Below are 14,321 nucleotides of genomic sequence, written 5' to 3'. Positions count from 1 at the left end.
ATAACAAAACAGATAGAATGGCGAATTTAGACTATTTTGTTAACACTCCTCTGCAAGCCTTTAGAATCAATAAGCCGTTGTTTAAAAGCCATAAAAACTTAGCAGTATATACCCTACGTAAGCGCTGAATAGTATGCTTCCTTCGAGCCGACTTAGCCGGCGGCCGGTATATAAAAATACCAATAGAAGCACTGCGGTACCTAACAGTACCCACTGATCGAACTGCACGATACGAGCCGCGACAGGCAGTGGTTGCAGCAGCGCGGAAATGCCCAGAATACCGAGCAGGTTAAAGATGTTACTGCCCAGGATATTTCCCACTGCTACGTCGGCATGACGGCGAAATGCCGCAATCACGGAGATCGCAAGTTCAGGTAACGAGGTGCCCACAGCAACCAGGGTCAGCCCAATAACCGCTTCTGATACGCCAAAATCTTCAGCAATAGATACGGCGCCATGCAACAGAATGCGCGCACCACCAATCAACAGGGCCAGACCAAGCAACACCGCGCCCGTGGTAAACCATACGGACTCAGGCACGGCTTTAATCTCTTCAGCTTCAGCCTGATACACTTCACCCGAGGGCAAATTGTGACCACGCTCAGTCCAGTAAGCCCATACCAGGTAAGCAGCTAAGCCCAGTAATAAAATAAAAGCATCCGGTCGGGCTAAGGCGCTGCCAGCAACCAGCACCATAAATAATACACTGGCACCAACCACGGTAATGGCGTCGCGACGCAGCGCCAGGGGTTTAACCGCCATCGGCGAAATCATCGCGCATAGCCCTAAAATCAGCAGGATATTGCCGATATTACTGCCAACCACGTTGCCTATAGCGATATCAGGCTGGTTGTTAATTGCTGCATCAATAGAAACGACCAGTTCCGGCGAGGAGGTACCGAAACCAACAATAACCAGGCCGCTCAGTAAAGGCGACACGTTGAGCCGTTTAGCCGCGCCCAATGCGCCACGGATCAGAACTTCACCGCCGCCTGTCAGCAAAGCCACTCCGATAAGCACAAACAATAAATCCATCGCCATAACTCGTCCTCACATTCTAAAAAAGTTTTCCACCGCGCTATTGTATATTGGAACCAGGTCGTTCGGATCAGTTAGCCTCTAGCATTTTCAAATAATCTTTCAGCACCATGGCGTTATTGTGTTGCTCGTCCTTTGAACTGAAGAGCAAGGTCACTTTGTCGTCCTTACAGAGGCCAATTAATTGCTGTAATTCATTGCGACATTGTTTTAGTTCTTCCATATAGGCATTGCGGAACTCTCCCCAGCTCCGTTCGCCCTCATGAAACTCCTGACGTAATTGATCTGATGGAGCGATGTCCTTCATCCATTCATCAACCTGCACTTCGTCTTTGGACAGTCCGCGCGGCCAGATGCGGTCAACCAGTATGCGGCGGCCATCATCGTCTGCGGGGTCGTCATATACGCGTTTCAGCTTAATTTCCATTAACCAACCTCCAGTAACGGGATAAATAGGTTACCACTAACGGATAGCAGGTTACTGACGATATGACAAACAATCGGCGGCCACAGCGACTTACTGGCGACAAATAAATATGTGATTAACAAAGACATTATTGCAGCGCTTATGGTCTGTGGCGGAATAATATGCGAGGCGCCGAACATCACCGAACTAATCAGCGCGGCTAACCACAAACGGTGCCGGCTGGCCATCCACTGAAACAAGAAGCCGCGGAAGAAAATCTCCTCGACCACTGGGGTGATCAGCACCGTCATGAGCAGAAAGAGGATGAGGTGCAGCGCGCTGGTGCCGGAAAGCTGAATCGGCGCTGCCGCGAAGGCCGCCCAGTCTGGCACGGCAAAAACCAAGAGCCGTCCAGGATACCTGATAACGTTTGAGTGCCAGCGGCCAGATCACCGCCAGAATAACCAAAGCCTTAAGCAACTGGCTTAATGTCAGCAGCATAGCCGGTGGATATTTGCTGTCGCCCCAGAACTCTGCAAAGCCAATGGTGTATTTTACCGCCAGCATACTCAGCCATGACAGGCCAAAGTAAATAACCACAAAACTAATTAATATGACGAAGCCCTGCCCCCGGCTCCACGGCCCTGCTAACTTGCTGCTCAGCATGATATGTCCCCCTTACCTGCAGTTGTTTTTTGCAGCATAAAGGGCTTGGGCAGGGATTTCCCGGGCGCTGATGTCAGTTGATGTCAGTTAACATCATAGAGGCCGAGCCGCCAGGCCTGAGCTACTGCCGCCTTGCGAGTGGTTACCGACAGTTTGCGGTACAGGTTTGAATTATAGGTGCGGATGGTAGTGGGGTTGAGCCCCAGCTCACGGGCGATGAGCTTATCGGACTGACCATCGCGCATCAGCCTGAGTATAGCGATTTCCTGTTCACTGAATTCGACACCGGTGTCGGCCCTGACCTTACCGGTATCTAGTTTCTGCACCGATAATAAGGTGTCGGAATGACAGGCGTAACGCACCAGCACTTTTTTACCAAGATAAAGATCACTAACCGACAGCCCGTCGACGTTAAATGACAGCCCATCAAGGGTGAATTCCTGGCGTGGCGGCGCAAACAAACGAAAGCCGGGCTTGGGATGTAGCACGCCAGCGCCAATGACAGTTTCAACCCGGCGCGAAATGAGGTCGCGGCGGATCTGATAAACACGCAGCGGAAACTTTCTCAATAAAATGGTCCAGATCAACAACAGCGGCAAGATCAGAAATAGCTGGCCGCGGTCCAGAAAGCCTGGTTGCTGCCATTTAAACCACACCAGCACTGCTGCTACACCAATAACCAGATTAAGGGCTGTAGCGCCCAGTATGGCGCGTCTGTAGGCCCAGCGCAGGCGGCGGTACTCAGCTTCCTTCACGGGCCACCATCCTGGCGTGACGGTAACGACTCATCACCACGATAAAAATACCACCCAGTACCAGCACTGCTGCCAGTGACATCCGTATACTGATGAGTTCACCAGCAAAAATAACGCCCCCTGCTGCAGCGATCAGCGGTACTGATAATTGACCGACTGCTGCGACGGTCACCGATAGGTTACGCAGTGCTATATACCAGAGCGCGTAGCCAATACCGGAAGTCACCGCACCTGATGCCACTGCCAGCAGTAAGCCAGTTTGCGACCAGTACGCTCCGTCGAGGGTGAGCAATGCCAGCACCAGAACAAAAGGGATGGTCCGGAAGAAGTTATAGGCGGTGTCGTTAATCGCGCCCCTGGAGCCGCGCCCTTTAAGCGAATAAAGCCCCCAGGCGATTCCGGCCAGGGTCATCAGCGCCACGCCTGCGCCTGATTCTGGCACAGCAAGTCGTGGCTGAATCAGGTAGACAAAGCCAGCAAAAGCCATAACAAGCCCGGCCCACTCCGGATAACGGATTTTGTTGCCGGTCGCCAGACCAATCAGAATCATCGTCAGTTGCACAGCACCAAACAGAATCAGGGCACCAACACCGGTATCCAGTGATACATAAGCATATGAAAAGCCCAGCGCGTAGACGAACAACATGGCGGCACCGGCCCAGCTGCCCTTCTGCCCATCGGCAGCAGGCGGACGGTTAAACAGGATAATGATCGCCAGTATAAGCGCGCCCGAGATCAGCCGAATCATGGTAAAACTGGCCGGATCAATAGCGCCCTCAGCAAGTGCCAGCCGGCACAATACCGAGTTACCCGCAAAGGCGATGAGTGCGAGCACAGGAAAAATAAGGGTTTTCATGTCGTTAAGCCGGCTACTTTGTCGGTTCGATAATTACCGACAATAAGGGTTAACATTTTTTGGTTCAAGCAATAAAAAAGGCCACTCATCACTGAGCGGCCTTTCAGATGTTCGATTACCAGCGGTTACATTACCAGCCAGTTTTCTCACGCAGTGCTTTACCGATATCAGCAAGGCTACGTACAGTCTTAACGCCAGCAGCTTCAAGGGCAGCGAACTTCTCGTCCGCAGTACCTTTACCACCAGAGATAATCGCACCGGCGTGGCCCATGCGCTTACCCGGAGGTGCGGTAACACCGGCGATGTAAGATACAACAGGCTTGCTGATGTTTTCTTTGATGTACTCTGCAGCTTCTTCTTCTGCAGTACCGCCGATTTCACCGATCATCACAATCGCTTCAGTTTCCGGATCTTTTTCGAATAACTTCAGAATATCAATGAAGTTAGAACCCGGAATCGGGTCGCCGCCAATACCAACACAAGTAGACTGGCCGAAACCTTCGTCTGTGGTTTGCTTAACTGCTTCATAAGTTAAGGTACCTGAACGTGAAACAATGCCCACCTTCCCTTTCTTATGGATGTGGCCAGGCATGATACCAATTTTGCATTCATCAGGAGTAATAACGCCCGGGCAGTTTGGTCCAATCATGCGTACGCCTTTATGTGTCAGATACTCTTTCACATACAGCATATCAAGCGTTGGCACGCCTTCAGTAATACAGATAATCAGTTCGATACCGGCATCAGCCGCTTCGATGATTGAATCTTTACAGAATGGCGCTGGTACATAGATTACCGATGCGGTTGCGCCAGTTTGCTCAACGGCTTCACGGACGGTATTAAATACCGGTAAGCCCAGGTGCTCCTGGCCGCCTTTGCCTGGCGTTACACCGCCAACCATTTGCGTTCCGTAAGCGATAGCTTGCTCAGAGTGGAAAGTACCCTGACCGCCAGTAAAACCCTGGCAAATAACTTTGGTGTTCTTATCGATCAAGATGCTCATTATTGACCTCCTGCCGCAGCAACCACTTTATCAGCCGCATCAGACAAACTCTCAGCTGCGATGATGTTCAGGCCACTCTCTTTTAACTTATCCCGACCTTTCTCTGCGTTGTTCCCTTCCAGGCGCACAACCACGGGTACTTTAACGCCAACTTCTTCGATAGCACCGATAATACCTTCTGCGATCATATCGCAACGAACGATACCACCGAAGATGTTAACCAGAACCGCTTTCACAGCGTCGTCAGAAAGAATGATTTTGAATGCTTCAGATACGCGCTCTTTGGTCGCGCCGCCACCAACGTCCAGGAAGTTCGCCGGCTCGCCGCCAGACAGCTTCACGATGTCCATGGTACCCATGGCCAGGCCAGCACCGTTAACCATACAACCGATGTTGCCATCAAGGGCTACATAGTTCAGTTCCCACTTAGCAGCACGGGCTTCACGCTCATCATCCTGTGACGGATCGTGCATTTCTTTAATCTTCGGCTGGCGGTATAACGCGTTGCCGTCGATGTTGATTTTGCCGTCTAAGCAATGCAGGTTGCCTTGCTCAGTGATAACCAGCGGGTTGATTTCCAGCAGTGCGAAATCATACTGCTCGAACATCTTCGCCAGGCCCATAAAGATTTTGGTAAATTGCTTAACCTGATCCTGGTTCAGACCCAGTTTAAAACCAAGCTCACGGCCTTGGTACGGCTGCGCGCCAACAGTCGGGTCGATAATGGCTTTCAGAATTTTTTCTGGGGTTTCTTCAGCAACTTTCTCAATTTCCACGCCGCCTTCAGTAGACGCCATGAACACAATCTTACGTGTCGCACGGTCAACTACCGCGCCCAGGTACAGTTCTGAGTCGATATCAGTCAGGCTTTCTACCAGAATTTTTGCAACTGGTTGCCCGTTTTCGTCAGTTTGATAGGTGACCAGGTTTTTACCGATCCAGTTATTAGCAAAATTGCGTACTTCTTCGAGGCTGGATACCAGTTTTACGCCGCCCGCTTTACCGCGGCCGCCTGCGTGAACCTGAGTTTTAACTACCCAGCGGTCACCGCCAATTTTCTTGGCCGCTTCTACCGCTTCATCAGCAGTGTCAACTGCGTAACCTTCAGATACTGGCAAACCAAACTCTCTGAATAGTTGTTTGGCTTGATACTCATGCAAGTTCATGATGTTTTTCCAATTCGTTTGAACATTTAAAGCAGCCCGGCGGGCTGCTTACCCAAGAGTTAAATATCCAGCAGCATGCGCTGCGGATCTTCTAACAATTCTTTGATGGCCACTAAGAAGCCAACCGACTCTTTACCGTCAATGATGCGGTGATCATATGACAATGCCAGGTACATCATCGGCAGGATTTCCACCTTACCGTCAACCGCCATAGGCCGATCCTGAATTTTGTGCATACCCAGGATTGCGCTTTGTGGTGGGTTGAGAATTGGTGTCGACAGCAGCGAGCCAAATACTCCGCCATTGGTAATGGTGAAGTTGCCGCCTTGCATGTCATCCATGGTCAGCTTGCCATCCCGTCCTTTCTCAGCCAATTCTCTGATGTTCTTCTCGATATCAGCCATGCTCATCTTATCGGTGTCACGTAGTACCGGAGTAACCAGTCCACGTGGGGTAGATACCGCAATGCTGATGTCAAAATAGTTGTGATAAACGATGTCATCGCCGTCCAGTGAAGCATTCACTTCAGGGAACCGCTTCAGCGCTTCAGTTACTGCTTTTACATAGAAGCACATAAAGCCTAAACGGGTGTCATGACGCTCTTCGAATTCTTTCTTGTATTTCGAGCGCAGATCCATGATTGGCTTCATGTTGACTTCGTTGAATGTCGTCAGCATGGCAGTCGCGTTTTTCGCTTCCAGCAGACGTTTTGCAATGGTCTTACGCAGACGAGTCATAGGAACCCGTTTCTGGTCACGATCGCCCGCAGTCGCCGGGGTTTCTTTCTTAGCCGCTTCTTTCTTACCGCTGTCTTTTTTGCTGTCTTGCTCTTTCACGTGTTTCTCGACGTCTTCTTTCGTGACACGGCCACCTTTACCGGTGCCTTTCACATCACTGACACTCAGGTTATGCTCAGACAGCAGGCGACGAACCGCAGGGCCAGCAACTTCTTTGTCGCTGTCGTCCGATTCATCTGACTCTTTGTCCTTGCGCTCAGATTTGCCTTCTGACTTGTCTTCAGATTTATCTTCTTCGCCGTTACCGGTATCACCGGTTTCAACGATACCAATCACGTCTTCAGCGCCGACAGTGTCGCCTTCATCGTGCTTGATTTCAGCCAGTACGCCATCAGCCGGAGCCACAACTTCAAGTACAACCTTATCGGTTTCAATATCAACCAGGTTTTGGTCACGGGTTACTTTATCACCCGCTTTAACATGCCAGGTGGCAATGGTTGCATCCGATACAGACTCAGGCAGCGTCGGCACTTTCACTTCAAGCTTTTCGCCGCCAGATGATTTCTTATCTGCGGTTTTTTTCTCTTTTTTATCTTTTTTCTCGTCGCCGTTATCGCTGTCTTTGTCTTCTTTCTCTTTATCGTCTTTGTTCTCTTTCTTTTCTTTTTTATCAGACGAGTCTGAGTCATCAGACGAGTCATCACCGCCTTTCTTCATCTTACCGATGACTTCTTCAGCATTTACCGTAGTCCCTTCGTCAGCAATGATTTCATCAATCACGCCATCTTCAGGAGCGACAACCTCCAACACCACCTTATCGGTTTCAATATCGACCAGATTCTGGTCGCGTGAAACTTTATCACCCGGCTTCACATGCCAGGTCGCTACTGTTGCATCTGCAACAGATTCAGGGAGTTGGGGAACTTTAATCTCTATAGCCATGGTCAATATCACCTATTTAATGGTTAGTGCGTCATCGACTAATCGTTGCTGCTGTTTATTATGCTCAGACAAATAACCGACTGCAGGGGCGGCTGACGCCTCACGGCCTGCATAAGTCAGATCTGCGCCCTTCGGAATGGCACCGCGGAAATGATGCTGGCTGCTATACCAAGCGCCCTGGTTCTGCGGCTCTTCCTGACACCAGACAAAGTCCTTAACATGCTGATAATCTTTCAAAATCTCAGAAACTTCTTCAGCGGGAAACGGATAAAGCTGCTCAATCCGCACGATCGCGACGTCATCCTGCTCGCGCTTACGGCGTTCCTGCAATAAATCGTAGAAAACCTTGCCTGAACAGAATATCACGCGCTTCACTTTTTTCGGTTTCAATGAATCGATTTCACCAATCGCATTCTGAAATACGCCGGTGGTCAGCTCATCCAAATCCGAAACCGCCAATTGATGCCGCAGGAGCGATTTTGGTGTCATCACAATCAGCGGCCGGCGGACCGGACGCAGTTGTTGACGACGGATCATATGAAAAACCTGGGCGGGGGTGGTTGGTACACAGACCGACCAGTTGTGATCAGCTGATAACTGTAAGAAGCGCTCGAGCCGTGCCGAACTATGCTCCGGGCCCTGCCCTTCATAACCGTGCGGCAGCAATAACGTCAGGCCACACAGACGGCCCCACTTCTGCTCACCGGAACTCAGGAACTGGTCTATAACGACCTGGGCGCCGTTCACGAAATCACCAAACTGGGCTTCCCACATCACTAACGCTTTTGGTTCTGCCGTTGCGTAACCATACTCGAAAGCGACAACCGCAGCTTCTGACAGTACCGAGTCATAAATTTCAATCTGGCCCTGATCAGCATGGATATTGTTCAGCGGCATATAGGTCGACGCGTCGTCCTGATTATGCAGCACCGCGTGACGGTGGAAGAAAGTACCACGACCACTGTCCTGACCGGTCAGGCGAATATGATAGCCGTCATCAACCAGGCTGGCATAAGCAAGTGTTTCAGCGAAGCCCCAGTCAGCCAGTTTTTCACCTCGCGCCATTTTCATGCGCTCGTCATATACTTTCTGAACGCGTGAATGCAGCGGCACACTATCAGGCACCGAGCTCATCGCTTCGCCCAGTTGTTTCAATCTGTCTTTGCTGATTTTAGCGTCATAGTCGACATCCCACTCGTTGCCGATATAAGGCGACCAGTCGACTGAATGTGCTTTCATTTCACGGAATTCAGGCAACACTATTTCGCCTTTATCCAGCTGATCACGATAGTCGCTGATCAAATCTTCAGCATAATCGTCTTCAATCACACCAGCTTTTTTCAGGCGCTCTGCGTAAATCTCACGGGCAACCGGATGCTGACGGATTTTTGAATACATGACCGGCTGGGTAGCACTTGGCTCGTCTGCTTCGTTATGGCCGTGACGACGGTAACAGACCAGGTCGATCATCACGTCGCGCTTAAAGGTATTGCGATAATCCAGTGCCAGCTCACAGACAAACAGAACGGCTTCAGGATCATCTGCATTGACGTGGAAAATCGGCGCCTGCACCATCTTGGCGATATCGGTACAATATTGCGTTGAACGGGCATCTTCGCGCTTAGACGTGGTAAAACCAACCTGGTTATTGACCACGATACGAATCGAACCACCGACCTGATAGGCGCGGGTTTTCGACATGTTGAAAGTTTCCTGCACAATCCCCTGGCCAGCTATGGCTGCATCGCCGTGAATGGTAATTGGCATCACTTTAGAACCGTCTTTATCGTCCAGGCGATCCATTCGCGCGCGCACTGAGCCCATCACGACCGGGTTAACAATTTCCAGATGCGACGGGTTAAAGGCCAGGGCCAGATGCACGTTACCGCCTGGGGTAGCGAAATCAGACGAGAAGCCCATGTGGTACTTCACATCGCCAGAACCTTTGCTGGCGCCATGTTTACCGGCGAACTCATCGAACAATTCCTGTGGCTTCTTACCCAGTACGTTCACCAATACATTCAACCGGCCACGGTGAGCCATACCGATGACAACTTCTTTGCCACCCTGCTCGCCAGCACGGCTGATCAGATGCTTCAACATAGGCACCAGGCTGTCACCGCCTTCCAGCGAAAAGCGCTTAGCACCCGGGAATTTCGAGCCCAGATATTTTTCGAGGCCGTCGGCGGCAGTCAGTTCGCGAAGAATCTTGCGTTGCTGTTCTGCTTTAAAAGTCGGGGTGCCACGAACGCCTTCCAGACGCTGTTGAATCCAGCGTTTTTCTTTGGTTGAAACAATGTGCATGTACTCAGCACCAATCGAATCACAGTAGATACGATCAAGTACATCACGTATTTCACCCAGCTTCATGGTCTCGCGGCCTACCGCCAGCGATCCCACGTTGAACTCAGTGTCAAAATCATCTTTCGAGAGATCGTGATGCGCAAGCGAGAGATCAGGGACTTCGGGCTGGCGCCAGAGGTTCAGCGGATCAAGATTGGCATGCTGGTGTCCGCGAAAACGGTACGCGTTAATCAACTGCAGCACTTTAACCTGTTTAAAGTCCGGCCCGGTTACGTTACCGCCCACCTGCTTCAGCTTGTTTTTAGCTGCTTCGCGAAATTCTTCACGGATAAGGCTGTGCTTAATATCACGACTGGAATCGTCGTGCGGAAGTTGATCGAAAAACTCTCTCCACTCATCACTGACGGAGGTGGGATCGTCGAGGTATAGCTCAAAGAGCTCCTCGATATAAGCCATATTACCACCGGCAAGGTGGGAGGATTCTAGCCAGGCTTGCATTACGCCATCTTGCATCGCTGTTCCTTCACACTTGTTTATAAAAAAATAGCCATCCGAGCTGGATGGCTATTTCGATACAGCTCGGCCACAACTATAGCAAATCAGAGCGATTATATTAAATCGCCCGAGTCAATAGCATGGATTTGATGTGTCCAATAGCCTTGGTTGGGTTTAATCCTTTCGGGCAAACGTCGACACAGTTCATGATGCCTTTGCAACGAAACACGCTGAATGCATCATCCAGATCGTCGAGTCGTTGCTCGGTCGCCGTATCGCGGCTATCGATCAGAAAACGGTATGCCTGCAGCAGACCAGCCGGACCAATGAACTTATCCGGGTTCCACCAGAATGACGGACAAGAGGTTGAGCAGCATGCACATAGGATACACTCGTACAGGCCGTCCAGCTTAGCACGCTCTTCCGGTGATTGAAGACGCTCGCGCGCTGGCGGCGTTTTTTCATCATTGATGAGATACGGCTTAATTTTCTCATACTGAGTATAGAACTGGCTCATATCGACGATAAGATCCCGGATAACCGGTAAGCCGGGTAACGGACGGATCACAATTTTGCTGCCTTTGAGCGCTGATAACGGGGTAATACATGCCAGGCCATTTTTGCCGTTCATGTTCAGACCATCAGAGCCACACACGCCTTCACGGCATGAACGGCGGTACGCCAATGTCGGATCCTGCTCTTTCAGTTTTTGCAGGACATCCAGCACCATCATGTCACGCCCTTCATCAACTTCCAGGGTGTAATCTTTCATATAGGGCGCATTATCAACGTCCGGATTATAACGATAAACTGATATGCTCAATTTCTTCATCGTTTTCACCTAACCTTAGTAAGTCCGCGCTTTGGGCGGGAATGCTTCGCGCAGCTTGGGCTGCATATTTACTTCACGTTTGATCATCGACTCATCGCCCGGACGGTAAACGCTGTGTACCAACCAGTTTTCATCATCACGATCAGGGAAGTCAGCCCGGCTATGCGCGCCGCGACTTTCAGTACGGAAGTTGGCCGCTACTGCTGTCGAATAAGCAGTTTCCATTAAGTTGTCCAGTTCCAGACACTCAATACGCTGGGTATTAAATTCTTTACTGGTGTCATCCAGACGCGCGTTTTTCAGGCGCTCGCGAATTTTCTTCAGCTCTTCCAGACCTTCTTTCATTGCTTCGCCTTCACGGAATACCGAGAAGTTCATCTGCATGCAGTTCTGTAGATCTTTGCGGATCTGAACCGGGTCTTCACCATCTTTATTACTTTCCCAGCGATTGAAACGCGCTAATGCTGCGTCGATATCATCCTGGCTGGCATCCCGAACATCGTTAGTTGCCGCCAGAACTTCACCCAGATGCAGGCCGGTTGCGCGGCCAAAGACCACCAGGTCGAGCAGTGAGTTACCTCCAAGACGGTTAGCACCGTGTACCGATACACAGGCAATTTCGCCACAGGCAAATAAGCCCGGTACAGCCGTCGCCTGTCCGTTATCATCAATGTACAGCGCCTGACCGTCTACATTGGTCGGAATGCCGCCCATCATGTAGTGGCAGGTTGGTACAACCGGAATCGGTTCTTCAGCAGGGTCAACGTGACCAAAGGTTTTCGCCAGGTCACAAACACCAGGCAGACGACTTTCCAGCACGTCACGGCCCAGGTGATCCAGCTTCAGCTTCAGATAAGGGCCTGAATCGCCTTTAAAGCCACGGCCTTCGCGAATTTCAGTCATCATCGACCGCGCTACCACATCACGAGACGCCAAATCTTTAGCGTTCGGCGCATAGCGCTCCATGAAGCGTTCGCCATCTTTATTCAGCAGGTAACCACCTTCACCACGGCAACCTTCGGTTACCAGGGTACCCGCACCGGCAATACCCGTTGGGTGGAACTGCCACATTTCCATATCCTGAACTGGTACACCCGCGCGCAGTGCCATACCAACGCCGTCGCCAGTATTGATGTGCGCGTTGGTAGTAGAGGAGTAAATCCGTCCTGCACCACCGGTGGCCAGTACCACTGCCTTAGCTTTTATGTAGAAAATTTCACCGGTTTCAATGTTTAATGCGGTGGTACCAACTACTGCTCCGTCCTGGTTTTTAACCAGATCCAGCGCGTACCACTCGGAGAAAATGGTGGTTTTGTTTTTAATATTCTGTTGGTACAAGAGGTGTAACAGCGCATGGCCAGTACGGTCAGCAGCAGCTGCGGTACGCGCTGCCTGCTCGCCACCAAAGGCTTTGGACTGACCACCGAATGGCCGCTGATAGACTTTGCCGTTTTCAAAACGGGAGAATGGCAGCCCCATATTTTCCATTTCGAGAATAGCTTCAGGACCAGCCTTACACATATATTCGATGGCATCCTGGTCACCAATGTAGTCAGACCCTTTTACCGTATCGAACATGTGCCATTCCCAGTTGTCTTCATGGGCGTTACCCAGGGCTACGGTGATACCGCCCTGCGCCGATACTGTATGGGAACGGGTGGGAAAAACTTTAGACATCAGCGCACAAGTAAGCCCTGATTCGGTAATTTGCAGCGCGGCACGCATGCCTGCACCACCAGCGCCGATAACAACGGCATCAAATTCGAGAGTTTGTACGCTCACTTCACACACCCTCCACAGGCCACACTACCAACAGACCGGCTAACCAGACAATGATAAGTGAAACACTGAAAACAAATTGAAGAAAAGCTCGTAAGCCGGTGATTTTTACGTAGTCCGTTAATACTTGCCAGGTCCCGATCCAGCCGTGGACGAGCACTGCAGTTAAGGCCAACAGGGTAAAGATCTTAACGCCCATACCAGCGAAAAAGTTGGTCCAGACCGCATAGGTCAGTTGATCTACGGAAACCAAAAAGCTCATCAGGAAAATGGCATACAATGCCAGAATAATGGCGCTGGCTCGCACCAGGATAAAATCATGAGGGCCGCTGCGGCCAAAGGTTCCAGCTGCTTTTACCATAACCAGACTCCTGCCAGAATCGAAAGAATAATCGCCAGCACAAACACCGAAATGGCGCTGATGCGGCCTGAGTCACGCTCTTCCCAGTAGCCCATATCCATCACCATATGACGGATACCAGCTAAAAGGTGATACGCCAGTGCGGTGAGAATACCCCAGGCGATAAATTTAGCGAACCAGCCAGAAAACAGCTCGTAGACGGTGTTAAAGCCTTCAGCCGACTGAAGGGACACAGCTAAAGCCCAAACCAGTAATACTACGGCAAACAGCATAATAACGCCGGAAGCACGATGAAGGATTGAACTGATGGCCGCTGCAGGTTGGCGGATGGTTAACAAGTTTAAATGTACAGGTCTTTGTTTTTTCACGATTGTTGTGCCTTTAGGAAAAGCATTATAAACATGCTCGGAACTTCAAACATCCTCCGGAAAGAGGACCCTGTGAGATCGCCGCCAAAGTATATAAGCCAATAGCACTAATTACAATTCTCTGGCGGCTCCTTTCCCCTTAAAAACGTAATTTTTTTGCAATTCGATCACTGCGGTAAAGTCAATTACAATAATCTATCCGACCTTAGTCTTATCCTGCTGGCTTAAACTGGTTTAAACGGCCGTTTGAATTGACAAACACCGTAAAAATGAAGTAAAACTAGCGCTCTTTTTAGTGATGAAGCAGACTCAAACAAGGAGATTTCCTTATGGCTGATCGTAAAGCCACCCTGCAGATTGACGGCCAATCCATTGAATTGCCAGTATTAACTGGTACAGCCGGCTATGATGTAGTTGACGTGCGTACTTTAGGCAAGCATGGTTACTTCACCTTCGACCCGGGCTTTTTAGCAACGGGCTCATGCGAATCAAAGATTACTTATATTGATGGTGATAAGGGTATTCTCCTGCATCGTGGGTATCCGATTGATCAGCTGGCAACTCAGGCAGACTACCTTGAAGTCTGTTACATGCTGTTGCACGGCGAAGCGCC

15 protein-coding genes are annotated in these 14,321 nt (G+C 50.4%); 1 reads left to right on the top strand and 14 read right to left on the bottom strand.

The features are described from left to right. Nucleotides 1–81: 81 nt before the first annotated feature. The 14 genes from R3196_RS04355 to sdhC all read right to left on the bottom strand — a co-directional run bounded on the left by R3196_RS04355 (nucleotide 82) and on the right by sdhC (nucleotide 13,708). Nucleotides 82–1,041 (bottom strand): calcium/sodium antiporter, encoded by a 960-nt coding sequence (locus R3196_RS04355; RefSeq protein ID WP_318935431.1) that lies wholly within the window; start codon nucleotides 1,039–1,041, stop codon nucleotides 82–84. Between the two features lie 67 nt (nucleotides 1,042–1,108). Further along, a complete protein-coding gene (locus R3196_RS04350; RefSeq protein WP_318935430.1) occupies nucleotides 1,109–1,465 on the bottom strand; it encodes a DUF488 domain-containing protein in 357 nt (118 codons plus the stop codon). Further along, entirely contained in the window at nucleotides 1,465–1,755 is a 291-nt protein-coding gene (locus tag R3196_RS10935; protein WP_413242898.1) for a CPBP family intramembrane glutamic endopeptidase, read from the bottom strand. Before R3196_RS10935 ends, R3196_RS04350 begins: the two co-directional genes overlap by 1 nt. Continuing rightward, the gene (locus tag R3196_RS04345) at nucleotides 1,652–2,110 is read right to left on the bottom strand and encodes a hypothetical protein (RefSeq protein WP_318935429.1); all 459 of its coding nucleotides are present in this window, start codon (nucleotides 2,108–2,110) and stop codon (nucleotides 1,652–1,654) included. Before R3196_RS04345 ends, R3196_RS10935 begins: the two co-directional genes overlap by 104 nt. A gap of 83 nt (nucleotides 2,111–2,193) precedes the next feature. Next, complete coding sequence (locus R3196_RS04340) at nucleotides 2,194–2,865, bottom strand: response regulator transcription factor (protein ID WP_318935428.1); 672 nt, start codon at nucleotides 2,863–2,865, stop codon at nucleotides 2,194–2,196. Then, nucleotides 2,852–3,721: a DMT family transporter gene (locus R3196_RS04335; protein ID WP_318935427.1), complete on the bottom strand. Its 870-nt coding sequence runs from the start codon at nucleotides 3,719–3,721 to the stop codon at nucleotides 2,852–2,854. Before R3196_RS04335 ends, R3196_RS04340 begins: the two co-directional genes overlap by 14 nt. A 130-nt stretch (nucleotides 3,722–3,851) precedes the next feature. Beyond that, nucleotides 3,852–4,724, bottom strand: a complete 873-nt coding sequence (gene sucD / locus R3196_RS04330; RefSeq protein ID WP_034774748.1) for a succinate--CoA ligase subunit alpha — start codon at nucleotides 4,722–4,724, stop codon at nucleotides 3,852–3,854. Beyond that, a complete protein-coding gene (sucC, locus tag R3196_RS04325) occupies nucleotides 4,724–5,890 on the bottom strand; it encodes an ADP-forming succinate--CoA ligase subunit beta (RefSeq protein WP_318935426.1) in 1,167 nt (388 codons plus the stop codon). The genes sucD and sucC overlap by 1 nt, the downstream gene beginning before the upstream one ends. Nucleotides 5,891–5,949: 59 nt before the next feature. Further along, complete coding sequence (odhB, locus tag R3196_RS04320) at nucleotides 5,950–7,569, bottom strand: 2-oxoglutarate dehydrogenase complex dihydrolipoyllysine-residue succinyltransferase (protein WP_318935425.1); 1,620 nt, start codon at nucleotides 7,567–7,569, stop codon at nucleotides 5,950–5,952. Nucleotides 7,570–7,581: 12 nt separating this feature from the next. Then, a complete protein-coding gene (locus R3196_RS04315) occupies nucleotides 7,582–10,386 on the bottom strand; it encodes a 2-oxoglutarate dehydrogenase E1 component (RefSeq protein ID WP_318935424.1) in 2,805 nt (934 codons plus the stop codon). A 100-nt stretch (nucleotides 10,387–10,486) separates the two neighbouring features. Next, nucleotides 10,487–11,200, bottom strand: coding sequence for a succinate dehydrogenase iron-sulfur subunit (locus R3196_RS04310; protein ID WP_318935423.1), 714 nt, complete (start codon nucleotides 11,198–11,200; stop codon nucleotides 10,487–10,489). Between the two features lie 15 nt (nucleotides 11,201–11,215). Further along, nucleotides 11,216–12,982 carry a succinate dehydrogenase flavoprotein subunit gene (gene sdhA, locus R3196_RS04305; RefSeq protein ID WP_318935422.1) on the bottom strand — a complete coding sequence of 589 codons (1,767 nt, stop codon included), beginning with the start codon at nucleotides 12,980–12,982 and terminating at the stop codon, nucleotides 11,216–11,218. A gap of 1 nt (nucleotide 12,983) precedes the next feature. Then, on the bottom strand, nucleotides 12,984–13,340 hold the full coding sequence (sdhD, locus tag R3196_RS04300; protein WP_318935421.1) for a succinate dehydrogenase, hydrophobic membrane anchor protein: 357 nt from the start codon (nucleotides 13,338–13,340) through the stop codon (nucleotides 12,984–12,986). Further along, nucleotides 13,334–13,708: a succinate dehydrogenase, cytochrome b556 subunit gene (sdhC, locus tag R3196_RS04295; RefSeq protein WP_318935420.1), complete on the bottom strand. Its 375-nt coding sequence runs from the start codon at nucleotides 13,706–13,708 to the stop codon at nucleotides 13,334–13,336. Before sdhC ends, sdhD begins: the two co-directional genes overlap by 7 nt. A gap of 329 nt (nucleotides 13,709–14,037) precedes the next feature. On the opposite strand from sdhC, the gene R3196_RS04290 reads away from it, so the two are divergent. Further along, on the top strand, nucleotides 14,038–14,321 hold a 284-nt coding region (locus tag R3196_RS04290; protein WP_318935419.1), incomplete at its 3' end, for a citrate/2-methylcitrate synthase.

It is taken from the genome of Pseudidiomarina sp. (assembly GCF_033722695.1).
GTDB lineage: Bacteria > Pseudomonadota > Gammaproteobacteria > Enterobacterales > Alteromonadaceae > Pseudidiomarina.
This window is presented reverse-complemented; position numbering and strand designations above follow the sequence as displayed.